Genomic DNA, 23,560 nt, shown 5'->3' with positions numbered 1-23,560 from the left:
CTCTCTGAAAGACCTGCTGAAAGCCGGCGTATCATACACCGGGTTAAAATCTTTAGCGCGTAGCCCATCCCTGTTTGTGCAAATATTCCAGAATAAAGGGGCGATTTTCTTTGATGATGGTGCGGCGAATATGATCGCTCCAGGTATCACGACGCGTGTTGCTGCCACGGGTCAGATAATACTGCGCAAGCTGTTCATCATAGTGAGCCAGGGCGTCCTTATCGAGCGGCTGGTACTGATTTTCATGCACCACAATGCTCGCAGGCAGTCGTGGCTTGATATCGGGATTATCTGCAGGCCAACCGAGACACAGACCAAACAGCGGCAGAACATGCTGCGGCAGTTTCAGTAACTCAGTTACCGACGCAATATTGTTGCGCAGTCCGCCAATATATACACCGCCAAGCCCCAGCGACTCTGCAGCCGTCAGCGCATTTTGCGCCATCATCGCCGTATCAACCACGCCCAGCAGCAGTTGTTCTGCCAGTCCCAGCTGTGCGTCAGGGCAAATCTGTAAATGACGGTTAAAATCGGCGCAGAACACCCAGAATTCGGCAGCCTTCGCCACGTGCGGCTGCCCACCCGACAGCGTCACCAGCGACTCTCGCAGGGCCTTATCCGTCACCCGAATAATCGTGCTGCACTGTAAAAAACTGGAGCTCGAGGTGCCTTGCGCGGCAGCTATAATCGCCTCGCGCTGCGCATCCGAAATCGACGCCTCGGTGAAATGGCGAATAGAACGGTGGCTGCGAAGTAAATCAATGGTTGGAGTCATCTCTTTTTTCTCTGGCTGAACGGGAAGATACGCTGGATGTTCGCGACATCAGCTGCGGCGCCAACAGTTGCGCAATGCGCCACATTAAAAACACAGCGGCGGGAAGCATCAACAAAACCCCCAGAAAAATCATCACCACACAGGCCAATGGACTGTTAAGCGGCGCGGGTAAGGTGAGGTAATCGTTAAGCGACAATAGCGCCAGCGCTAACGACACCATACCGATCGTTTCCAGAATCAATATGCTTTTAGGTAACACACCCACAGTGCGCATACGTGGCCTCCCGGCGAAGTGGCTCGTAGTATAAAACGTTCCGCGTTCTCATGTTTAACAGATATAGCGTAGATGTATCAAAGCAACAGGCCGAACCTACTTTCCATCCGACATAAATCGCGGCATCATACAGGTATTCGCCATCTGGCCTGATAAGTTCGAGGAGAGTAAGATGTTTGCTGTTATTTTTGGTCGCCCAGGGTGCCCGTATTGCGTGCGCGCAAAAGAATTGGCAGAAAAATTAAGCAATGAGCATGAAGATTTTAACTTCCGCTACATTGATATTCATGCCGAAGGGATCTCAAAAGCCGATCTGGAAAAGACGGTTGGTAAGCCGGTAGAGACCGTACCGCAGATTTTTGTCGATCAGAAACACATCGGCGGCTGCACGGATTTCGAAGCATGGGCAAAAGAGAATGTGAATCTGTTCGCCTGATTGCCGTCTCTACGCCCTCCACTGGAGGGCGTAATCAGTGTTTTTTCCGCTGCTGATGCTGATTAAATAGGCTACTGATAAACAGAAAACACAATGCGCCAAGCGCGCACCAAAACACCGCACTAAACAACCATGCAAGCTCTTGCCACAGCGAACGCGTAGGCATAAACACAAATCGCATCAATAACAAACAACACGGTGCCGCCAGCATTGCACCGAGAAGAGGTCTAAGCACCTCACGACGATGGGAAAAAAAGCTGGCCGCTGCTCCTGGCAATATAAAAAACAACAACCCAACCTCAGGATGCCCAGCCGCCTTAAATGCTCCTTTCACGTTCAGCGTCAATGAAAGACACACCACAATAAAAAGCACAAAGCAGCAGATCGCACCCGCCCAACCTTGCCTATGTTTCAATCGTTCCTCCTGACACTCTCTATCGAACACTCTTTTCGCCCAAAGGCGTCCAGTCAGATAAAGTCGTTCGGCATTCCATGCCAAAAACACACTCACACGATTCTTATAGCCGTTGAAACGTAATGAGATTAAACTAGCCGCATATATCGTCATGCTGCTTTATTTGGGGCTGTGTACGATGCTGTCGCCCCTTAATTTCTGGCAAAAACATTAGCGTAAATTGCCATTTCTTTCAATAGCTTACTAGTAAACAAGAAGTTAGTCTCCGTGAATATAAACGTCGCAGATTTGTTAAATGGGAATTACATCCTGTTATTATTTGTGGTCCTGGCGCTGGGGCTGTGTCTGGGGAAATTACGCCTGGGTACAGTCCAACTCGGTAATTCCATTGGCGTTTTAGTGGTCTCCCTATTATTAGGCCAGCAGCACTTTAGTATTAACACTGATGCTTTAAATCTCGGCTTTATGCTGTTTATTTTTTGCGTCGGCGTCGAAGCTGGTCCCAACTTTTTTTCGATTTTTTTTCGCGATGGGAAAAATTACCTAATGCTTGCTCTGGTCATGGTCGGCAGCGCAATGCTGATCGCCCTGGGACTGGGTAGGCTATTTGGCTGGGACATCGGCCTGACAGCTGGCATGCTGGCAGGTTCAATGACCTCCACGCCGGTGCTGGTCGGCGCGGGTGACACATTGCGCCATTCAGGGATGACAGGAACACAGCTGTCAACGGCTCTTGATAACCTGAGCCTCGGTTACGCACTGACTTATCTGATCGGACTGGTCAGCCTGATTGTCGGCGCACGCTACCTGCCAAAACTGCAGCATCAGGATTTGCAAACCAGCGCCCAACAAATCGCCCGTGAACGTGGCCTCGACACCGACGCCAATCGTAAGGTCTATCTGCCTGTGATCCGCGCCTATCGTGTCGGTCCGGAACTGGTTGCCTGGGCTGATGGTAAAAATCTGCGCGAGCTGGGTATCTATCGCCAGACCGGTTGTTATATCGAGCGTATCCGTCGCAACGGCATTCTGGCTAACCCGGACGGCGACGCCGTACTGCAGATGGGCGATGAAATTGCCTTAGTGGGCTACCCGGATGCACATGCCCGCCTCGACCCTAGCTTCCGTAACGGCAAAGAAGTGTTCGATCGCGACCTGCTCGATATGCGCATCGTTACCGAAGAGATCGTGGTGAAAAACCACAATGCCGTCGGTCGTCGTCTGGCGCAGTTAAAACTGACCGATCACGGCTGCTTCCTTAACCGCGTGATCCGCAGCCAGATTGAAATGCCGATTGATGACAACGTCGTGCTCAATAAAGGTGATGTGTTGCAGGTCAGCGGCGATGCCCGCCGCGTAAAAACCATTGCAGACCGTATCGGCTTTATTTCAATACACAGCCAGGTCACCGACCTGCTGGCCTTCTGCGCTTTCTTTATCATCGGCCTGATGATCGGGATGATCACCTTCCAGTTCAGTAATTTCAGCTTTGGCATCGGAAACGCAGCTGGCCTGCTGTTTGCCGGTATTATGCTTGGCTTCCTGCGCGCCAACCACCCGACGTTTGGCTATATCCCACAGGGTGCGCTGAACATGGTGAAAGAGTTTGGCCTGATGGTCTTTATGGCGGGCGTCGGCTTAAGCGCAGGCAGCGGTATTGGCAACGGCCTCGGCGCAGTCGGCGGACAAATGCTGATAGCGGGCCTGATTGTCAGCCTGGTGCCGGTGGTTATCTGTTTCCTGTTCGGCGCTTACGTATTGCGCATGAACCGCGCCCTGCTGTTTGGCGCCATGATGGGCGCACGAACCTGTGCACCGGCGATGGAAATCATCAGCGACACCGCGCGCAGCAACATCCCTGCTTTAGGGTATGCAGGCACCTATGCTATTGCCAACGTCTTACTGACGCTAGCGGGGACACTGATCGTCATCGTCTGGCCCGGCCTCGGTTAAACATTTACCCTTTTATGAAATTTTTTTGCAGATAAGCAGAACTTTTCTTCAAGGTGTCAGTCATAACTATTGCCACTGCTTTTCTTTGATGTCCCCAATTTGTGGAGCCCATCAACCCCGCCGTTTTGGTTCAAGGTTGATGGGTTTTTTGTTGCCTGAAATTTGCCGCCCTTCCTGGCCCTTCAACCATTTGCATCATGCCGGTTATGGCAACTAGTCACGCCAGCGCGATGACCGCGACGGCGGAATGTCATAGGGGAGCAACCGTCAGCTGATATACAGCATCCCTCACGCCGTATGCCGCTGCGTTATCTTGTGCACTGCCTCCCGCGAACAGAGCGCAATGCCAAAGACAATAACCAGCGCACTCACCAGATGGTACGAATGTAGTGTCACATGCAAAAAGATGACGCTGAATAATCCCCCACTCAGCGGAATCAGATGTGAATAAATTTCCCCACGCGTAGCCCCAATGGAGCCAATTCCTTTATTCCAGAGTAAATACGACAGCCAGGAAGGGAAAATAATAAGGTATACGACGCCGGTCATAACGTCAGAATTCACATAACTGCCCCAATCTGGCATACCATTAAGCATCATTTCCAGGATCAGTACAGGAAGGAGCAGCGTTGCGCCTAGCAGTGCGCTAACGGCGACAAATGCATTGCCCTTTACCTCACGGGGTTTTGTTCGCAGAAAAGCACAGTAGACGGCCCAACTCAGCGCTGACCCCATGGTCCAGAGATCACCCTGATTCAGATGATTAAACCTATCCGGATGCATCAGATCGCCCTGCAACACCAGCCAGATAACGCCAATGGTACTGAGAACAACGCCTGCAATATTGCGAGAAGAGATCTGTTCTTTGAAAAAGAATTTATTGATGAGCAGCACAATCGCTGGCGTCGTTGACATATAAATCGCGGCATTCAGCGATGTCGTATATTGCAGACCAATGTACAATGTCAGTGGAAAAAGTACCTGGCCACATAACGCGAGAAAAGCGATAGTGCCAAACGACGCTTTCATCGCTGGCCACTGATCTCTGACCTGTCGAAAATAAAGCGCTATCAATAACAGTGCGGTTAATATCCAGCGCGCGGCTGATAAAACAATGGGATTAACCTCGGCAACCAATAGGTGGCCAACCACATAATTCCCGCCCCAAAAGCAGGCTGCCAGACTGAGTAAAATATAGGGCATATATACGCCTTCTTGTCACGTTTGCGGTATCGCAACAAGGCTACGGCGGCACGGGAATGAATGCTAATATAACGTTTTCATCCATGTGCATAGATTAAAACTATGAAATTTACGCTAAGGCAACTTGAGTTTTACATCACGATCGCTGAAACATTACAAATTTCCAAAGCAGCGGCGCGTTGTCATATTTCTCAGTCATCAATGACCATAGCCATGCGTAACCTGGAAGAAGCATTAGACGTGCAGCTACTGTTACGATATCCCAAAGGGGTGAAACTGACCGCCGAAGGAGAGCGTTTTCTGGCGCATGCCTGTAACATTATCAACAATAGCCGCGCCGCCGTTGATGATCTGCATGAGAGAACGGATATCCTCACCGGTACGGTGCGTATTGGGATCGCCGAAACACTCTCTGCGTATCTAATCCCCGAGATACTCGGTGACATTGAACGACGTTTCCCTCTGCTGGAGATCGTTTTCCATGAAGCCACCGCGCCAGAATTAGTGCGGGCGCTGCGGCAGAAGAACGTCGATTTTTGTCTGCTGCTGACCTCAAATATCAGTCACGATCCCGACCTGGAAATCGAAACCTTTATTCGCTCGCAGCGGCGTCTGTGGACCTCAATTGGGCACCCGCTACAAAGCCAGTCATCAATCCGCCTTAAAGATGTTGAGAAGCTACCATTTTTACTGCTGGAAACCGACAAATACCCTGACGTCATCACTGATTACTGGCAACAGCGTGGCTACAGACCCAACATCTGTTTTCGCAGTAATTCTTTTGAGGCAATACGTAGTCTGGTCGCCAAAGGAAGAGGTATTACCATTTTGTCCGATCTGGTTTATCGCCCGTGGTCGTTGGATGGACTGCGCGTCATGCGCAGAACCCTTGATGATTTTATTACGTATATGGACGTCGGGATCGTGAAAACAGCCGCCCAACCGCTAACCATTGAAGCCGGGAGAGTTATCGATTTTTTACGTCAGGCGACGATGCGCCTCGACAGACCATTTTGAGCGCCTCACTGCGGCAACACGCCGGCTATGCGCTCAATCATCACCAGGATATCGTCTCGCTGCAGCGGTTTTTTATCGGTCACAAAATGCAGCGTCATTCCTTCAATAAAGGCATCCAGCGCACGGGCCGTAGCGGGGTCAAACCACTGCTCTAAAGTTTGTTGACTGCGTTGCATCCAGTTTTGCATCACCGTTTTCAACGCCGGTTTACGGCTGGCGAACGCGTACAACTGGTACATAATCTCCATGTTATCCGGCGTGGTGACCTGCGAACTGTAAATCATCTCGGTAATGGCATGACAGGCCTGTGGCGCATCCATCACGTCCATAAAAAATGCCTGATATTGCAGCGACATAGTTTCGGTAAAATGACCGAATGCCTCCATCAGAAGCTCATCGATTCCCGAAAAATAATAGGTCATTGAACCCAGCGGCACCTGCGCAATCGTTGCAATCTTACGATGCGTAACTGCATGAATACCATAAGTTATTACCGCTTCCAGAGTAGCCTGAACTATTTTTTCCCGCCGTTGTGGATCGTTCGCGCGTCGCACCGCATTTCCTCTTCTTGCATTTGTGTACAAATGTACACAACCTTGCTAATGTTGTCTCCTTTCCTCATTTCTTTGGCTCAAATTCATGACTGGCATCTCATCACGCAAAGCCTTAAGACGCCGAACCTGGGCGCTATTTATGTTTTTCTTTTTACCAGGATTATTAATGGCCTCCTGGGCAACGCGTACCCCAGCCATCAGAGATATCCTCTCCGTTTCTACCGCTGAAATGGGGGCAGTATTATTTGGACTCTCTATTGGTTCGATGAGTGGCATTCTTTGTTCGGCCTGGCTGGTGAAACGATTTGGCACGCGGAAAGTGATCCGCACCACCATGTCATGTGCGGTTGTTGGGATGGCGATCCTTAGCGTGGCGCTATGGCTGCATTCTGCCTGGCTATTTGCGTTTGGGCTGGGGGTTTTTGGTGCCAGCTTTGGTGCCGCAGAGGTTGCCATTAACGTCGAAGGTGCAGCGGTTGAGCGTGAGATGAACAAAACCGTGCTGCCGATGATGCATGGTTTTTATAGCCTCGGCACCCTGGCAGGTGCAGGCGTCGGGATGGTGCTCACCGCCTTTAGCGTTCCCGCCAATGCGCATATTCTGCTGGCGGCACTGGTGGCTATTGCGCCAATATTTATCGCCATCAAAGCGATTCCTGACGGCACCGGTAAAAATGCCGCTGACGGTTCTCACTCCGCCGAAAAAGGGCTGCCCTTTTACCGCGATATCCAGCTGCTGCTCATCGGCGTCGTGGTACTGGCGATGGCATTTGCCGAAGGTTCCGCCAATGACTGGCTTCCGCTCCTGATGGTAGACGGACACGGATTTAGCCCGACCTCAGGCTCCCTGATTTATGCCGGGTTTACGCTGGGCATGACCGTCGGACGGTTTACCGGCGGCTGGTTTATCGATCGCTACAGCCGCGTTGCGGTCGTACGTGCCAGTGCGTTAATGGGCGCGCTGGGTATTAGCCTGATTATCTTTGTCGACAGTTCGTGGGTCGCAGGTGTGTCCGTTATCCTGTGGGGACTCGGCGCGTCACTGGGCTTCCCGTTGACCATTTCAGCCGCCAGCGATACCGGCCCCGATGCACCAACCCGCGTGAGCGTTGTAGCAACCACCGGTTATCTGGCCTTCCTGGTCGGGCCGCCGCTGCTGGGCTATCTGGGTGAACACTATGGCCTGCGCAGCGCCATGCTGGTGGTGCTGGCGCTGGTGCTGGTTGCGGCCATCGTCGCGAAGGCTGTCGCCAAACCAGACGTTAAAAATACCCCTGTGACGGAGAACAGCTAATGGCTATTAAGTTAATTGCAGTCGACATGGACGGCACCTTTTTAAGTGACCAAAAAACCTACAACCGTGAACGGTTTATGGCGCAGTACCGTCAGATGCAAGCTCAGGGGATCCGCTTTGTGGTCGCCAGCGGTAACCAGTACTACCAACTGATCTCTTTTTTCCCCGAGCTGGCCGATGAAATCTCTTTTGTGGCGGAAAACGGCGGCTGGGTCGTTAGCGAAGGGGAAGATGTGTTTAACGGCGAACTGGCTAAAGACGATTTTCAGACCATCGTGGATCATCTGCTAACGCGCACCGACATTGACATTATTGCCTGCGGAAAAAACAGCGCCTACACCCTGAAGCACTACAGCGACGAGCTAAAATCCGTCGCCGCCATGTACTACCACCGTCTCGAATTTGTTGATAATTTCAGCAACATCAACGATGTATTTTTCAAATTTGGGCTAAATATCTCTGAAAAACAGATCCCGCAGGTTCAGTCTGCACTGCATGACGCGATTGGCGATATTATGGTTCCAGTGCATACCGGCTACGGCAGCATCGATTTAATTATCCCTGGCGTACATAAAGCAAACGGTCTGCGTCTGCTGCAACAGCGCTGGAATATTGGCGATGAGGAAGTGGTGGCGTTTGGTGATGGCGGTAATGATATTGAGATGCTGTGTCAGGCGGGGTTCAGTTTTGCGATGGCTAATGCCAACGATACGGTGGCCCGTGCGGCAAAATATCGTGCGGGGTCGAATAACGAAGAAGGCGTACTGGATATTATCGACCGGGTGCTAAAAAACGACGCACCGTTTACGCAATAACACCTCAGCACAGACGGCAACAAAAGAAGGACATGATCTCTTCATAATCCGCGTCACATTAACCCGCTGGATAATTATCTCCAGTAACTATTTTCAGGTGATCTGATGATGAAGAAAAGTGTACTAATAGCGGCAATATTGCTGGGGTTTGCGGGAACTGCACTGGCGCAAAGCGTCACCGTTGATGTACCAAGCGGTTATAAAGTTGTCGTGGTTCCTTCTTCCGTGAGCGTGCCCCAGGCGGTCAGCGTGACCACCGCGCCACAAACGGTTTATGTTGCTCCGGCTCCTGCGCCGGCGCCCGTTTATCGTGCACATCCTTATGCACGGCATGTCGCCAGCGTCGGCGAAGGGATGGTTATTGAGCATCAGATTGACGATCACCACTAAGTTCGCGTAAAGCCCGGGCAGCCGTCAACGCCTCATCGATTTTCAGCCGGACCAGGGTGTCGCTTCAGCGCTCTGGCTTTCAGCTATATCCGTTTTGCTGTTCAGAGATATTCAAGTAAAAGCGCAGGTAGTCAGGTGTGGGCTGGTCCGGCTGAAAATTGCCGACGTGTTTCCGTAAGGCCGGGAGAGCCAGCATGGATGCTGGCTCAGGGCGCGTTTTGCAGGGACGCTACCTCGCGCCCGGCCCGATAGCCTGGAGGAATAGAGAGAGCATATTCATTACCTCCCCAACACATGTTGATGCTTTCTGAAACCGAGACGTTAACTAAGCGGCATTACGGATAGCCGGGCTTTATCCTTCCCGTGAATCCCCTACCCGCTTATCTTTCAGGAAAATAAACATCAGCGCCAGCCACAGTATCCCGCTGGCCAGATTAAACAGGCTAAACAGGCCGTTACCGCCGAGTAAATAAGCATGTTTGCTCAGCTCAATACCCACGGTAAAAATCAGCATCTGCAGCATGCCCATCGCGGCGGAAACCGTCCCTTTACTCATGTCGCTGGCAAACAGCGTCAGGCGTACCAGCCCGGCATTCGCCACGCCAATCCCAAACGCATAAACACTCAACCCTGCCGTCATCCACAAATAGGCATGGGAAGAAACCACCGTGGCCGCCGCGGCAATAATCAGCCCCACGGCGATTGGCCAACCGCCCATAATAATCAGCGACCGTACCGTGCGTCGTGCGGTCAGGCGCGCCAGCACGAGGTTACCGGCGATCAGCGCACCAAAAATCGGCACCTGTAGCAGACCATATTCATAGCTGCTCAGCTGTTCACCGCTAATAATGATAATCGGGGATTGAGCGATCCACGCCAGCAACGGCAGACTGACAAAGCCCAACGCCAGGGCACCGGCGACAAAACGCACGTTCTTCAGCACCAGCTTGTAGTCTTTGCCCAGCTCTTTAATCGACAGCGTTTCACCCAGTCGGGTCGCGGTTTCAGGCATCGCGCGCTGCAGGCCAACAAAGGCGATGGCGGCCAGTACCGCAAACAGCACAAACATCCCTTCCCACGGCAGCACGTGCACCCAGGCAGCGCCGACCAGCGGGCCCAGCAACGGGGCAATCAGCGCCACGTTCGCCATCAGGGCGGTAATTTTAATGCATACCGCCTCTTCAAAGGATTCCTGAATCGCGGCATAGCCCACCGCGCCAATAAAGCACAGGCTAATGCCCTGCAAAAAGCGCAGGAAAGTGAATTGTTCAATGTTCTGCGCAAACAGCGTCGCAAGGCAGGTAACAATGAACCACACCACACCGGTTAACATCACCGGCCGACGACCAATACGATCCGATAGCGGTCCTAATAGCCACTGCAAAAACATGCCGCCTGCCAGGTACGCAGTCATGGAGGTGGGAACCCAGTCTAATCCGGCCTGATATTGCTCCACCACCGCCAACATACCGGGCTGGATCATATCGTTGCCGATATACGTAGAGAATTCGTAAAGCACCAGACAGAGAGGGAAAAGTAATGCCTGACGCCCCAGTCGGGCGCCTGAAGATAAACGGTTGTGCATGCAGTCTCTTAACCAATGAAAAAACGCGCAAAGTGTAATAAATGCGCCGGACTGGTGATAGTGAATTATGTGATTTGGCCGCAAAATGCGCACATTTTTACACTCAGTTTCACAATGCTCTTTTGCTTTAAGGTTAATTTAAGTTGAACCCGTTATCATGCTCTATAGACGTCATTAATTATCTTAAAAATAGTCATTTAGCTGACAAATAAGACAACACCGCTTTTTATCCCGCTAAAGCGAACTTATGCTCTGCCTGATGGGACTCTTTTAACTACTGTCGTGAATCTGGATGTTATGCTGGAAAATCTGAACAACTCGCTATTTTACCTGATCAACGCCACGCCGGACTCTGCGCAATGGGCGATCGCGTTTGCCATCTTTATTGCTAAAGATCTGATCAGCATCGTGCCGTTGTTAGCTGTAATCCTGTGGCTTTGGGGCCCGCGCGACCACGTGACGACTCAGCGCAAACTGGTGATCAAAATGGCGCTGGCATTAATTGTCAGCCTGGTCATTTCATGGCTGACAGGACATCTGTTCCCACACGATCGCCCGTTTGTTAACCACATCGGCTACAACTTCCTGCACCATGCACCTGATGACTCTTTCCCAAGCGATCACGGCACCGTTATTTTCACCTTTGCACTGGCCTTTATATTCTGGCATCGCCTGTGGTCTGGCGCCCTGTTTATGGCGATTGCCGTGGCGATCGCCTGGTCACGGGTGTTCCTCGGCGTACACTGGCCGCTGGATATGCTGGGTGGGTTCCTGGCAGCGTTAATCGGCTGCCTGAGCGCCCAGATGATCTGGCAACGGTTCGGCACCTCGCTGTATTCCGCGTTGCAAGCCTGCTATCGCACCTGCTTCGCCCTGCCGATCCGTAAAGGCTGGGTGCGTGACTAATCCACGGTAAAAAGAGTAGTATTAAGCGCGCGATATGAAACGCTTATTCTACTCACCAGGGGAACTATGGAAACACGACGCGACGAGCGTATTGGTCAATTGCTGCAGGCGCTGAAACGCAGCGATAAATTACACCTTAAAGAAGCCGCGACGCTACTTGGCGTATCTGAGATGACCATCCGTCGCGACCTGAATAATAACGATGCCCCGGTCGTGTTGCTGGGGGGATATATTGTTCTGGAACCCCGTAGCGCCAGCCATTACTTAATCAGCGACCAAAAGTCCCGGCTGGTGGATGAGAAACGCCGCGCGGCCCAACAAGCTGCGAGCCTCGTTCAAGCGCATCAGACGATCTTTTTTGACTGCGGCACCACCACGCCGTGGATCATTGAAGCTATTGATAACGATCTGCCTTTCACCGCGATTTGCTACTCGCTGAATACCTTTCTGGTACTCCAGGAAAAACAGCTGTGTCGCGTCATCCTGTGTGGCGGTGAATTCCACGCCAGCAACGCTATTTTCAAACCACTCGATTTCCAGGAAACGCTGAATAACCTGTGCCCGGATATCGCGTTTTATTCTGCGGCTGGCGTACACATTGACAAAGGTGCAACCTGTTTTAACCTGGAAGAACTACCGGTGAAGCATTGGGCGATGTCGATGGCGCAGTATCATGTACTGGTGGTGGATCACAGCAAGTTTGGTAAGGTGCGTCCCGCGCGGATGGGTAACCTGAAACGCTTTGATAGCATCATTAGCGATACCCGTCCTGACGATGAGTTTGTTGATTACGCAAAAGCGCAGCACATTAAACTGGTGTACTGAAATGACATTGCCGAACGCACAAACGCCGTCCGGCAATAACGGTGATTAAGAGAACCAGCCACCAAACCACTGGTGGAATTTCATCATCACAAAGTCCCACATTCGGCTAAAGAAACCGCCCTCTTCAACGGCCTCCATCACCATCAGCGGACGCTGTTCAATGGATTTCCCGTTCAGCTGGAAGTCGATCGTCCCGACAACCTGGCCTTTCTTCAGTGGCGCGGTTAATTGCGGTTCGGTCAGCGTAAAGCTGGCTTTCAGATTTTTAAGCTGACCGCGCGGAATAGTCACCGAACCGGCTTCGCCTGCGCCCAGGTTAACTTCACTCTTATCGCCGAACCAGACACGCTGGGTCACAAAGGTGGCATCCGGTTTAATCGGCGTGACCGTTTCAAAGAAGCGGAAGCCCCACGTCAGCAGCTTCTCTGACTCATTGAATCGAATACGGTCGGTTTTCGCTCCCAGCACTACCGAGATCAGGCGCATATCGCCCTGGGTGGCGGAAGCCACCAGGTTATAACCCGCGCCCGTCGTGGTGCCCGTTTTCATCCCGTCCACGTTCAGGTTGGTGCTCCACAGCAGGCGGTTGCGGTTCGGTTGGCGAATTTTATTAAAGGTAAACTCTTTTTCTTTATGAATGGCGTACTCTTCCGGCACATCGTGGATGAGTGCTTTACCGAGCAAGGCCATGTCGCGCGCAGTACTGAACTGCCCCGGCGCATCCAGACCATGCACCGTCTGGAAGGTGGTATTCGTCAGCCCCAGCTTTTGCGCATAGCCGTTCATCAAACCAATAAAGGATTCCTGGCTGCCAGCCACGTAATCTGCCAGCGCGATACATGCATCATTACCCGACTGAATAATAATGCCTTTGTTCAGATCGGAGACCGCTACCTGATCGCCGGGTTTCAGGAACATCACTGAAGACCCACGCAGAGCCGGGTTGCCCGTCGCCCAGGCATCTTTTCCTACGGTAACCATGTCGTTCAGGTTAATTTTCCCGGCCTTCAGCGCCTGGCCAACCACATAGCTGGTCATGATCTTGGTCAGACTGGCTGGATCCAATTTCTCATCAGCATTGCCCTCCGCCAGCACCTTGCCGCTGGCGTAATCCATTAAGATCCACGCGCGCGCATCCACGCTCGGCGGCGCGGTGGGTTGCTCCACCGCCTGTGCGGTCGGTGCCAAAAGGAATAACAGCGTTGAACCTGCGGCGAAACTGCGAAGGGAAGAGAAGTATTGCGTCATAAATGCCACCCGAGTATCCATTCCAAAAAACCACGTCATAACACACCATGTTTACACAAACTGCATCGGCCAAACCCGCGCAGAAGCGGCCTGATGGATGACGTGTAAAATAAGTGCGGTGAGTAATAACGCACTAACGAGCTTAAAGAAACCGTAAGTTGGTAAAGTTTTTAAAGTTTATGCAATAACACTGCGCTGTGCCGCTTTCATCACGATTTTTTTACGTGTTGTTGCGTAAATATTAGGTTTACCCCACCATGTAACGGGTTTAATACCGAATGCAGCCATCAAGCTGCTCAATGATTACGCGGGGTTACTATGATTACACTGTGGGGTCGCAATAACTCGACCAACGTGAAAAAAGTGTTGTGGACGCTCGAAGAACTGGAACTGCCGTATAACCAAATACTGGCGGGCGGGCAGCACGGTATCAACCGAGATGCTGACTACCTGGCGATGAATCCAAACGGTCTGGTCCCCCTGCTACGCGATGATGAAACCGACGTTTTACTGTGGGAATCCAATACCATCGTCCGCTATCTGGCCGCCCAATACGGGCAAAAACGGCTGTGGATCGATGCCCCGGCAAAACGTGCAGAAGGCGAAAAATGGATGGACTGGGCTAACCAGACGCTAAGCCCTGCTCATCGGGTCATCTTATTTGGTCTGGTCAGAACACCGGCAGAACAACGCGACCAGGCGGCCATTGACGCAGGCGCGAAGGTTTGCGACAACCTGTTTGCCATGCTCGACAACGCGCTGGCCGACCAACCGTGGTTCTCCGGGGACGAGTTTGGTACCGGCGATATCGCCATCGCCCCGTTTATCTACAACCTGTTTAACGTTGGCCTGAGCTGGACCGAACGTCCTCACCTTGAGCGTTGGTACCAGCAGCTTACCGAACGTCCAGCGTTCCAAAAAGCGGTGATGATCCCGGTCAGCTGATGCTGTAGTGCTGCGGCTACCGGGGGCTCACCTTCAGTAGTTGCCCGTCGGACTCGTCGGTTAACACATACAAATAACCGTCTGGTCCGACACGCACATCGCGGATCCGCTGTCCCCTTTCGCGTAAAATACGTCCGTCCTCAGTAACCTGATTCCCGTTAACGCTTAAAACGATCACATCCTGATCTTTTAACGCGCCAATAAACACCTTCTGCCGCCACTGCGCAAAGGTATCGCTATTGTAAAAAGCCATCCCGCTGACCGCCGGCGACTTTTCCCAGTAGAAAACAGGCTGTTCCGTACCCTCAACAATTCCACCTTTAGCCTCAGGTATTTTTAAACCGCTGTAGTTCATCCCCCAGGTCGCTAACGGCCAGCCGTAGTTTTTGCCTTTCTCGGGGATATTAATTTCGTCGCCACCGCGCGGGCCATGTTCGTTGAGCCACAGCGTGTCACTCCAGGGATTCATCGCCATCCCCTGTGGATTACGGATGCCATAGGACCAAATCTCAGGTCGAGCACCGGCCTGGTTCACAAATGGATTATCCGGCGGAATGCTGCCCTCATCGGTCAGTCGCACCACCTTACCCTGCAGCTTGTCCAGATCCTGAGCGGTAGCGCGCTGGTTATTTTCACCCAGACCAATAAACAGGTGGCCTTTACCGTCAAACACCATGCGGCCACCAAAATGGTTGCCGGTTGAAAGTTTTGGCATCTGGCGAAAAACCGTCTGGAACGCCTGCAGATGTTTGAGATCGTCGCTCAGTCGTCCATAACCGACTGCCGTACCGGCCTTACCCTCATGGTCGGCTTCAGCAAAGCTGAGCCAAACCCGCCGGGAACGTTCAAAATCCGGGGCGAGCACCACATCGAGTAACCCCCCCTGACCGTGCGCCCAAACCTTTGGTACCCCGGTTAGCGGATCGGAAAGCCCTTCCCCCGCCTGCCATAGTCGCAACTGTCCACCCCGCAGCGTGAGTAATATGCCGCGGTTGTCAGGTAAAAAGGCCAAGGACCAGGGGTGATCAAGTTTGGTTTGCAGCACCTCAACCTTCAGCGCAGACGGTTCGGCACTGGCGTGAGGGGCAAACAGTAACAGTGGGGCCGCACAGAGAAAGAGTCGCCGCATAACACCTCCTTAATGGCTCTGCATAAAGCGTAGCCAGCAAGGGGCAATATCCCGCAACTTTTACACAATCTTAACGAAAAGGGGGAGCGCCCTCCCCCGGATTCAGACATGTTCCAGCGTTGAGTACATTTGCAAACACTGGATACTCAGCGTCAGCGTTGTCAGGCAGTTTTCCAGTTTCTCTGCGTTAACGGCGATAAAGGTCGGACAATCGTGATGTCCGCTCATCAGACAAACAGCCGCGGCGGCTAACGCGCCTTCAGCACGGCGCAGGGCATTCCACTCTTCCTGGTCAAGATGCATACCGTGGAGCTGTGATTGGTCATCATGCAGTTCGCGATTCAGTGCAAAAAAATTATCACGCAGACGATCGCTCTCACTCACTGACATATAGCCTTTCGCTTTCCTCAACAACAGATAAGCGGCGAGATCGATACGGGCGTTTATCAACTTGTTGAGAAGATCGGTTCTCAGTCTGTCAACGACCATACTTTGTTCCTCCTCTTTCCAACCATGGTGCAACTTAATAGTATGGTCGTTTTTTGAACAAATTGATGCTCCACGTCAATAAACCCTAATTGATTAACATTATTTACAATGTTACAACGCACAGAGAAACCGTCTGTTTCTGACGTAGCGATAATTTTTTGCTATACCTGATGGGGTTACTGTCGCGACACGGATGATGAGGGGTCTATGTCAAAAGCAAATGATGCCGAGAAGATACGCACTCTATCAAAGATAGACCTGAATCTGCTCACCATTTTCTGTTTAATTTATAGCGTAGGGAGCATTACCCGCGTCGCCGATATGCTGAATATTTCTCCCTCGGCTGTCAGTCAGTCGTTAAAAAAACTGCGCGAACTGATGGGAGATAATCTTTTTGTCCGCAGCGGCAATGCGTTATTACCAACCGTCTATTCCGACGAGCTTTACGACAATGCAATCCCGATTATTGATAAACTGTCGCTGCTAATGCCACATACTTCCCCGGCATCCAGAAAAAGGCTCACGCTGTATACGGAATCGTTTATTTCACCGATCGTTATTCCCGACGTCACGGAAAAAATAATCAGCAATAACGCGGATATCAGTCTCCTGCATCTTACCGCTGATTTAAATGAGCAGAGTATTATCGAACTGCTCACGATGCGGCAGGCTGATGTTGTTTTTTCTACCTTTTCCGTGGAATCAGGCAGTATTTCCTGTCAAAAAATATGTGATATGCGGCTGGTACTGGCAGCGTCACAAAATAATACGTTGTATGGTCATTCGATCAGTGAGGAAATGTTCAGAAGTGCCAATCTGGTAGGCTACAACACTAAAAACGAGAAAATAATTTATCACCGCAGCATCGTGGATAAAAAATTCAGAACCGGGGATCGCTGCCTGCTAACCTCTTCTTTTACCGCGATACTCACGATTGTCGCGAATACCCAATGTTTAGGGGTGATCCCGGAAAAAGTCTTCGCCACGCATGCGCCACTTTATGGCCTGAAAAAAATCAATACACCGTTCCCGTTACCGCAATTCAGTATTTTTGCTTCATCGCGCAAAGAAACCAATACCCATAAGCTTCTGGCGCCAATTCTCGCCGATTTACAAGCATCCTCCCTGTTCTGAAAACCAGGGAGAATACCCGTTGTGATTAAGGATTAAACATGGATCCTGGTAATACGCCAGATATTATCGGCATATTCCTGTACCGTTCTGTCCGACGAGAAGTACCCCATATTGGCAATATTATGCAGCGTTTTCGTCGTCCACTCACGGGGAGTACGATACAACTCATCCACAGAGTCCTGGCAATCAACATAGCGGCGATAATCCGCTAACACCTGATAATGGTCACCAAAGTTGATCAATGAATCGAGGATGTTGCGATACCGCCCTGGCTCCTGTGGACTAAACAGGCCGGTGCCAATTTGCGTCAGTACCTGATGCAGTTCGGCATCATTCTCAAAAATCGTTCTTGGGTTATAGCCGTCACGTCGTAAGGCGTCGACTTCCTGCGCCGTATTACCAAAGATAAAGATGTTATCTTCGCCGACATATTCCTGCATTTCAATATTCGCCCCGTCCAGCGTGCCAATGGTCAACGCACCATTTAAGCCAAACTTCATATTGCTGGTACCGGAAGCCTCGGTCCCTGCCAGTGAAATTTGCTCGGAAAGGTCAGCCGCCGGAATAATTAGCTGCGCCAGGCTGACGCTGTAATCCGGGATAAACACCACCTTCAGCTTGCCGCCGATTTGTGGATCGTTATTCACCCGCTGTGCCACGTCATTTATTAAGCGAATAATCTGTTTCGCCATGTGGTACGACGAAGCAGCCTTACCGGCAAAGATATTCACACGAGGAACCCAGTTTTCATCCGGTGCAGCTTTAATACGGTTGTAGCGTGTAATCACATGGAGCACGTTCAATAATTGACGCTTGTACTCGTGAATACGCTTCACCTGTACATCAAACAGGGCCGCAGGATCCACCACCACCCCGTACTGGGTGGCAATATGGTGCGCCAGCCGCTGTTTATTTTTGTGCTTCGCGCGATGCACCGCGTCGTTCACGCTTGGATAATCAATATACTGTTTCAGATCAGCAAGCTGCATCAGGTTAGTGCGCCAGTTCTGACCGATATTCTCATCCAGTACGTTTGCCAGCGGCGGGTTCGCCAATGCCAGCCAGCGACGGGCCGTCACGCCATTCGTGACATTAGTAAACCGCATCGGGAAGATACGCGCAAAATCAGCAAACAGTGATTCCGTCATCAATTTTGAATGTAATGCCGACACGCCGTTCACTTTATGACTGACCACGACGGCCAGCCAGGCCATCCGCACCACCCGGCCATGCGATTCATCAATTAACGAGACCCGTTTAAGCAGCTCACTGTCATCATGATATTTATCCGCCACGGATTTCAGGAAGCGATCGTTAATTTCAAAAATAATTTGCAAATGGCGCGGCAGGATCCGGCTCAGCATCTCTACCGGCCATGTTTCCAGCGCTTCACTCATCAAAGTGTGGTTGGTATAGGAGAAAATCTGACAAGTCACGTCAAACGCATCATCCCATGCAAATTGATGATTGTCGATTAACAGACGCATCAATTCCGGGATCGCCAGAACCGGGTGGGTATCATTAAGGTGAATCGCGATTTTATCAGCCAGGTTATGATAGGTCTTGTGCAGTTGATAATGCCGGCTCAATATGTCCTGAATGGTCGCTGAGGCCAAAAAATAAGCCTGGCGTAGGCGCAGCTCGCGCCCGGCGTCGGTGGAGTCATCCGGGTACAGCACCCGCGAGATCTTTTCAAAATGGTATTTGTTTTCCACTTCAACGGTAAAATCATCATTCAGATTTACTTTGCCTGAATTGACTTCACTATTAACCTGCACATTCCACAAGCGCAATGTATTGGTGCTGTCGGTGTTATAACCTGGGACAATCTGGTCATGCGCTACGGCCAGAATATCCTCGGTCTCAATCCAGCGGACTTTGCTGCCTTCCTGCTGAACACGACCGCCAAAGCGCACTTTATAGTGGGTATTATGACGCTTAAATTCCCACGGATTTCCGTATTCCAGCCAGTAGTCCAGCGTCTCCTTCTGCACCCCATTAACGATATTTTGTTTGAACATACCGTAGTTGTAACGGATACCGTAACCGCATCCCGGTAAACCCAACGTGGCCAGCGAGTCAAGGAAACAGGCCGCCAGACGTCCGAGACCACCATTGCCAAGTCCTGGATCGTTTTCTTCGTCAATCAGCTCTTCCAGATCCAGTCCCATGGCTTCGAGCGCGCTGTTCACTTCATCATAAATCCCCAGAGACAGCAGCGCGTTCGACAATGTACGCCCAATCAGAAACTCCATCGACAGGTAATAAACCTGACGGGCATCCTGAGAGAATTGCGCCCGGTTTGAACGATGCCAGCGCTCGACCATGCGATCGCGCACGGCATATAGCGTAGCATTTAACCATTCACGTTTAGTGGCAATGGCCGGATCTTTACCAATGGTAAATAAGAGTTTATTGGCAATATCATCCCTGAGTTTATCAACATCAATTTCGGCGGCTGTAGGAAGTGGGGAAATATACATATCGGCGTGACCTCGCAGAATCGGACAGGGGCAGAAAAATAAAATAAAGCACAAATAAATTTATGAGCGTTGATTCTTTTGCGGGCTCACTTCATGACGAGTAATAGAATGAAGTTCATTCATTAATAAGCGCCAGCTTAAACCGGTGGCGAGCGAAATATAATATAAGCTCACACCATTAGCATACAGGGTTCTCGCCATTTTAAGTTTTGACTGCAAAGCAATGTCTTTCAAATTTAACCTCATGGATAACGCTCGACGAATTAAATTTATAAGACTTCGTCTCTATAGCCAAGAAGTGACACTTAAAGCCGGAATTAGACTCGCTAAACACCTTTCACTTATCGATTCCTCATTTACCGGTATTGCCCCTTTATTGCCCTGACTTCCGATCATCAGAGATAGATGTCACGCGATGGCATCTGTATAATCCCCCGATTACGAGCAATGTACAGTATAAGAAAATGGCAAAAATTGGTTTTATTTCACTAGGTTGTCCGAAAAACCTCGTTGATTCTGAGCGCATCCTGACTGAACTTCGTACCGAAGGTTATGACGTGGTGCCGAATTACGACGACGCGGATATGGTTATCGTTAACACCTGCGGCTTTATCGACAGCGCGGTACAAGAATCACTGGAAGTGATTGGCGAAGCGCTGAACGAGAACGGCAAGGTGATTGTCACCGGCTGTCTGGGCGCGAAAGTCGATCAGATCCGTGAAGTTCACCCGAAGGTGCTGGAAATCACCGGACCGCACAGTTACGAGCAGGTTCTGGAACACGTTCACCATTACGTGCCAAAACCAAAGCATAACCCGTTCCAGAGCCTGGTTCCTGAGCAGGGCGTCAAGCTGACGCCGCGTCATTACGCCTATTTGAAGATCTCTGAAGGGTGCAATCACCGCTGCACGTTCTGCATCATTCCGTCCATGCGCGGCGATCTGGTCAGCCGTCCCATCGGTGAGGTACTCAGCGAAGCCAGGCGCCTGGTTGATGCGGGCGTCAAAGAGATTCTGGTTATCTCCCAGGATACCTCCGCTTACGGCGTGGATGTGAAGCACCGCACCGGCTTCCATAACGGTGAGCCGGTGAAAACCAGCATGGTTGATCTGTGCGAGCAGCTGTCGAAACTGGGTATCTGGACTCGTCTGCACTACGTCTATCCGTACCCGCACGTCGATGATGTCATCCCGCTGATGGCGGAAGGCAAAATCCTGCCGTATCTGGACATCCCGCTGCAGCATGCCAGCCCGCGTATTCTCAAGCTGATGAAGCGCCCAGGTTCGGTAGACCGCCAGTTAGCGCGTATTAAGCAGTGGCGTGAAATCTGCCCTGAACTGACCCTGCGTTCAACGTTCATCGTCGGCTTCCCGGGTGAAACCGAAGAAGACTTCCAGATGCTGCTCGACTTCCTGAAAGAAGCACGCCTGGATCGCGTCGGCTGCTTTAAATACAGCCCGGTAGATGGTGCGGGAGCCAATGAGTTGCCGGATCAAATCCCGGAAGAGGTGAAAGAAGAACGCTGGAACCGCTTTATGCAATTGCAGCAGCAGATCTCTGCTGAACGCTTGCAGGAGAAGGTCGGCCGCGAAATTCTGGTCATCGTCGATGAAGTTGACGAAGAAGGCGCGATTGGTCGCAGCATGGCAGACGCTCCGGAAATCGACGGTGCGGTGTACATGAATGGCGAAACCAACGTGAAGCCTGGCGATATTATCCGCGTCAAAGTTGAAAACGCAGACGAATACGATCTGTGGGGCAGCCGCGTTTAACTCATCGTCACCCAACTGTAGGCCGGACAAGGCATTTACGCCGTCATCCGGCCTACAGTTTATCCTTTAATCTTCGGATCCAGCGCGTCGCGCAGGCCATCACCCAATAAGTTAAATGCCAGCACCGTCAGGAATATTGCCACCGCCGGGAATATCGCCACGTGTGGGGCAATCACCATATCCGCCCGCGCTTCGTTGAGCATCGCGCCCCACTCCGGCGTCGGTGGCTGAGCACCCAATCCCAGGAACGACAAACTCGCGGCGGAGATGATCGACGTCCCGATGCGCATGGTAAAAAAGACCACGATCGACGAGACCGTTCCCGGCAAAATATGGTTGAAGATAATAGTCGTATCGCTGGCACCAATACTGCGCGCCGACTCAATAAACGTCTGCTGTTTGAGCACCAACGTATTTCCACGCACCAGTCGCGCAAAGGCCGGAATGGAGAAAATAGCGACAGCAATAATTACGTTAGCAATGCCGCTGCCGAGTACCGCCACCACCGCTATCGCCAGCAGAATACCCGGAAAAGCGAATAGCACATCGCAGATACGCATAATCAGCCGATCCCACCAGCCTTCGTAATAGCCTGCCAGCAGGCCCAGCACCGTACCTATAGCTGCGCCAATAAATACGGCAAAAACCCCTGCCGCCAGCGAAATTTGCGCGCCAACCAGCACGCGGCTAAAAATATCCCGTCCCAGCGAATCGACGCCAAACCAGTGCAACATCGACGGCCCGTCATTGAGGCGGTCATAATCGAAGTAATTCTCAGCATCAAACGGCGTCAGCCAGCGAGCAAATATCGCCACCAGAATCAAGGCCAGCACGAATAATCCTGCGATCATCGCCACACGCTGGCGACGAAAACGTCGCCAAAACTCGTGCCACGGCGTGCGGATCTGTTCAGGTTTAACGAGCGGCATTGCATTTAAAATCGCCTGTCGGCGCCAGTTAAAAAATCGCATCCTTACTTGTACCTGATAGCCGGATTAATGGCGGCATAGAGCACATCCACCACTAAGTTAATAAGAATAAACTCCAGAGAAAATAACAGCACCTCGGCCTGAATCACCGGGTAGTCTCGCATTTCAACCGAGTCCACCAACAATCGTCCGAGCCCTGGCCAGTTAAAGACTTTCTCAACCACAATGGAGCCACCAAGCAAAAAGCCAAACTGCAGCCCCATCATCGTGACGACCGGGATCATCGCGTTACGCAAACCGTGTTTTAACACCACCCAGGTTTCACTCACCCCTTTTGCCCGCGCGGTGCGCATGTAATCTTCGCTGAGCACATCGACAAACGAGGCACGGGTAAAACGCGCCAATACCGCTGCCACCGCCGCGCCCAGCGTGATAGAGGGCAGGATATAATGCTGCCAGGAATCCGCGCCCACGGTGGGTAACCAGCCGAGCTCCACGGAAAAAATCTGCATTAACAGCATGCCGAGGGCAAACGCCGGGAAGGAGATCCCAGTGACCGCAAGGGTCATACTCAACCTGTCCGGCCAGCGATTTCGCCATACGGCGGCGATGATCCCTGCCGTCATGCCAAACAAGACCGCCCACGTCATGCTGGCAATCGTCAACCAGAATGAGGGCATAAAGCGGCTGGCAATCTCTTCAGCAACCGGACGACGCGACACCATCGAGGTGCCAAAGTCACCTTGCAACACGTTCGTCATGTAATGCCAGAACTGAATATGCAGCGGCTGGTCCAGACCCAACTGCTGGCGCACCAGCTCAATCACCTCAGCGTCGGCCTCCGGTCCGGCAATCAACCGGGCCGGATCGCCAGGCAACAAATGAACAAATAAAAACACCAGCACCGCGACGATAAGTAGCGTTGGAATCAACCCCAGCAGGCGCTTGAAAACATAATTAAGCATCAGACTCCCTTCGGCGGCCCCCGC

The 23,560-nt window shown here is 51.6% G+C and carries 23 protein-coding genes; 11 read left to right on the top strand and 12 right to left on the bottom strand.

Annotated elements, in window-relative coordinates:
* Window positions 1-52: 52 nt before the first annotated feature.
* Window positions 53-775 (bottom strand): nitroreductase NfsA, encoded by a 723-nt coding sequence (gene nfsA / locus FDW98_RS18550; RefSeq protein ID WP_096757711.1) that lies wholly within the window; start codon window positions 773-775, stop codon window positions 53-55.
* Entirely contained in the window at window positions 759-1,049 is a 291-nt protein-coding gene (locus FDW98_RS18545; protein WP_096757712.1) for a DUF1418 family protein, read from the bottom strand. Before FDW98_RS18545 ends, nfsA begins: the two co-directional genes overlap by 17 nt.
* A 172-nt stretch (window positions 1,050-1,221) precedes the next feature.
* Here FDW98_RS18545 and FDW98_RS18540 point away from each other — a divergent pair, with 172 nt between their 5' ends.
* On the top strand, window positions 1,222-1,485 hold the full coding sequence (locus FDW98_RS18540; RefSeq protein ID WP_096757713.1) for a GrxA family glutaredoxin: 264 nt from the start codon (window positions 1,222-1,224) through the stop codon (window positions 1,483-1,485).
* 34 nt (window positions 1,486-1,519) lie between these two features.
* Here the strand turns inward: FDW98_RS18540 and FDW98_RS18535 are convergent, their stop codons facing one another.
* A complete protein-coding gene (locus FDW98_RS18535) occupies window positions 1,520-1,900 on the bottom strand; it encodes an inner membrane protein YbjM (protein WP_096759440.1) in 381 nt (126 codons plus the stop codon).
* Between the two features lie 267 nt (window positions 1,901-2,167).
* Here FDW98_RS18535 and FDW98_RS18530 point away from each other — a divergent pair, with 267 nt between their 5' ends.
* The gene (locus FDW98_RS18530) at window positions 2,168-3,853 is read left to right on the top strand and encodes an aspartate:alanine antiporter (protein ID WP_096757714.1); all 1,686 of its coding nucleotides are present in this window, start codon (window positions 2,168-2,170) and stop codon (window positions 3,851-3,853) included.
* Between the two features lie 288 nt (window positions 3,854-4,141).
* On the opposite strand, the gene FDW98_RS18525 is transcribed toward FDW98_RS18530, so the two are convergent.
* Window positions 4,142-5,056: a DMT family transporter gene (locus FDW98_RS18525; RefSeq protein WP_096757715.1), complete on the bottom strand. Its 915-nt coding sequence runs from the start codon at window positions 5,054-5,056 to the stop codon at window positions 4,142-4,144.
* Window positions 5,057-5,158: 102 nt separating this feature from the next.
* Between FDW98_RS18525 and FDW98_RS18520 the strand changes: the two genes are divergently transcribed.
* The gene (locus tag FDW98_RS18520) at window positions 5,159-6,073 is read left to right on the top strand and encodes a LysR family transcriptional regulator (protein ID WP_096757716.1); all 915 of its coding nucleotides are present in this window, start codon (window positions 5,159-5,161) and stop codon (window positions 6,071-6,073) included.
* Between the two features lie 5 nt (window positions 6,074-6,078).
* Here the strand turns inward: FDW98_RS18520 and FDW98_RS18515 are convergent, their stop codons facing one another.
* Complete coding sequence (locus FDW98_RS18515; protein ID WP_096757717.1) at window positions 6,079-6,627, bottom strand: TetR/AcrR family transcriptional regulator; 549 nt, start codon at window positions 6,625-6,627, stop codon at window positions 6,079-6,081.
* 85 nt (window positions 6,628-6,712) lie between these two features.
* On the opposite strand from FDW98_RS18515, the gene FDW98_RS18510 reads away from it, so the two are divergent.
* From FDW98_RS18510 to FDW98_RS18500, 3 genes are all read left to right on the top strand, one after another.
* Window positions 6,713-7,921: an MFS transporter gene (locus FDW98_RS18510; RefSeq protein WP_096757718.1), complete on the top strand. Its 1,209-nt coding sequence runs from the start codon at window positions 6,713-6,715 to the stop codon at window positions 7,919-7,921.
* The gene (locus tag FDW98_RS18505; protein WP_096757719.1) at window positions 7,921-8,736 is read left to right on the top strand and encodes a Cof-type HAD-IIB family hydrolase; all 816 of its coding nucleotides are present in this window, start codon (window positions 7,921-7,923) and stop codon (window positions 8,734-8,736) included. The genes FDW98_RS18510 and FDW98_RS18505 overlap by 1 nt, the downstream gene beginning before the upstream one ends.
* Before the next feature lie 108 nt (window positions 8,737-8,844).
* Complete coding sequence (locus FDW98_RS18500; RefSeq protein ID WP_371683388.1) at window positions 8,845-9,126, top strand: hypothetical protein; 282 nt, start codon at window positions 8,845-8,847, stop codon at window positions 9,124-9,126.
* A 352-nt stretch (window positions 9,127-9,478) separates the two neighbouring features.
* Here FDW98_RS18500 and FDW98_RS18490 read toward each other — a convergent pair whose 3' ends face one another.
* Complete coding sequence (locus FDW98_RS18490; protein ID WP_096757721.1) at window positions 9,479-10,711, bottom strand: MFS transporter; 1,233 nt, start codon at window positions 10,709-10,711, stop codon at window positions 9,479-9,481.
* A gap of 297 nt (window positions 10,712-11,008) precedes the next feature.
* Between FDW98_RS18490 and ybjG the strand changes: the two genes are divergently transcribed.
* Both ybjG and deoR read left to right on the top strand, forming a co-directional pair.
* The gene (gene ybjG / locus FDW98_RS18485) at window positions 11,009-11,617 is read left to right on the top strand and encodes an undecaprenyl-diphosphate phosphatase (RefSeq protein ID WP_096757722.1); all 609 of its coding nucleotides are present in this window, start codon (window positions 11,009-11,011) and stop codon (window positions 11,615-11,617) included.
* Between the two features lie 66 nt (window positions 11,618-11,683).
* Window positions 11,684-12,442 (top strand): DNA-binding transcriptional repressor DeoR, encoded by a 759-nt coding sequence (gene deoR, locus FDW98_RS18480; RefSeq protein ID WP_096757723.1) that lies wholly within the window; start codon window positions 11,684-11,686, stop codon window positions 12,440-12,442.
* Between the two features lie 45 nt (window positions 12,443-12,487).
* On the opposite strand, the gene dacC is transcribed toward deoR, so the two are convergent.
* A complete protein-coding gene (gene dacC / locus FDW98_RS18475; protein ID WP_096759441.1) occupies window positions 12,488-13,690 on the bottom strand; it encodes a serine-type D-Ala-D-Ala carboxypeptidase in 1,203 nt (400 codons plus the stop codon).
* Window positions 13,691-14,008: 318 nt separating this feature from the next.
* Here dacC and FDW98_RS18470 point away from each other — a divergent pair, with 318 nt between their 5' ends.
* Window positions 14,009-14,635 (top strand): glutathione S-transferase family protein, encoded by a 627-nt coding sequence (locus tag FDW98_RS18470; protein WP_096757724.1) that lies wholly within the window; start codon window positions 14,009-14,011, stop codon window positions 14,633-14,635.
* Window positions 14,636-14,651: 16 nt separating this feature from the next.
* On the opposite strand, the gene FDW98_RS18465 is transcribed toward FDW98_RS18470, so the two are convergent.
* Together FDW98_RS18465 and bssR are read right to left on the bottom strand one after the other, a co-directional pair.
* Entirely contained in the window at window positions 14,652-15,764 is a 1,113-nt protein-coding gene (locus tag FDW98_RS18465; protein WP_096757725.1) for a PQQ-dependent sugar dehydrogenase, read from the bottom strand.
* Window positions 15,765-15,866: 102 nt separating this feature from the next.
* On the bottom strand, window positions 15,867-16,253 hold the full coding sequence (gene bssR / locus FDW98_RS18460; RefSeq protein ID WP_096757726.1) for a biofilm formation regulator BssR: 387 nt from the start codon (window positions 16,251-16,253) through the stop codon (window positions 15,867-15,869).
* Between the two features lie 207 nt (window positions 16,254-16,460).
* On the opposite strand from bssR, the gene FDW98_RS18455 reads away from it, so the two are divergent.
* Window positions 16,461-17,387 carry a LysR family transcriptional regulator gene (locus FDW98_RS18455; protein WP_096757727.1) on the top strand — a complete coding sequence of 309 codons (927 nt, stop codon included), beginning with the start codon at window positions 16,461-16,463 and terminating at the stop codon, window positions 17,385-17,387.
* 32 nt (window positions 17,388-17,419) lie between these two features.
* On the opposite strand, the gene glgP is transcribed toward FDW98_RS18455, so the two are convergent.
* Window positions 17,420-19,870 (bottom strand): glycogen phosphorylase, encoded by a 2,451-nt coding sequence (gene glgP, locus FDW98_RS18450; protein WP_096757728.1) that lies wholly within the window; start codon window positions 19,868-19,870, stop codon window positions 17,420-17,422.
* 464 nt (window positions 19,871-20,334) lie between these two features.
* Between glgP and rimO the strand changes: the two genes are divergently transcribed.
* Entirely contained in the window at window positions 20,335-21,642 is a 1,308-nt protein-coding gene (gene rimO / locus FDW98_RS18440) for a 30S ribosomal protein S12 methylthiotransferase RimO (protein ID WP_096757730.1), read from the top strand.
* 59 nt (window positions 21,643-21,701) lie between these two features.
* Here the strand turns inward: rimO and gsiD are convergent, their stop codons facing one another.
* Window positions 21,702-22,613 (bottom strand): glutathione ABC transporter permease GsiD, encoded by a 912-nt coding sequence (gene gsiD / locus FDW98_RS18435; RefSeq protein WP_096757731.1) that lies wholly within the window; start codon window positions 22,611-22,613, stop codon window positions 21,702-21,704.
* A 2-nt stretch (window positions 22,614-22,615) separates the two neighbouring features.
* Window positions 22,616-23,536 (bottom strand): glutathione ABC transporter permease GsiC, encoded by a 921-nt coding sequence (gene gsiC, locus FDW98_RS18430; protein WP_096757732.1) that lies wholly within the window; start codon window positions 23,534-23,536, stop codon window positions 22,616-22,618.
* Between the last annotated feature and the right edge of the window lie 24 nt (window positions 23,537-23,560).

This window comes from Citrobacter sp. wls711, assembly GCF_005281055.1.
GTDB lineage: Bacteria > Pseudomonadota > Gammaproteobacteria > Enterobacterales > Enterobacteriaceae > Citrobacter > Citrobacter gillenii.
The sequence above is the reverse complement of the archived record's forward strand: the minus strand, read 5'-3'. Positions and strand labels throughout refer to the sequence as shown.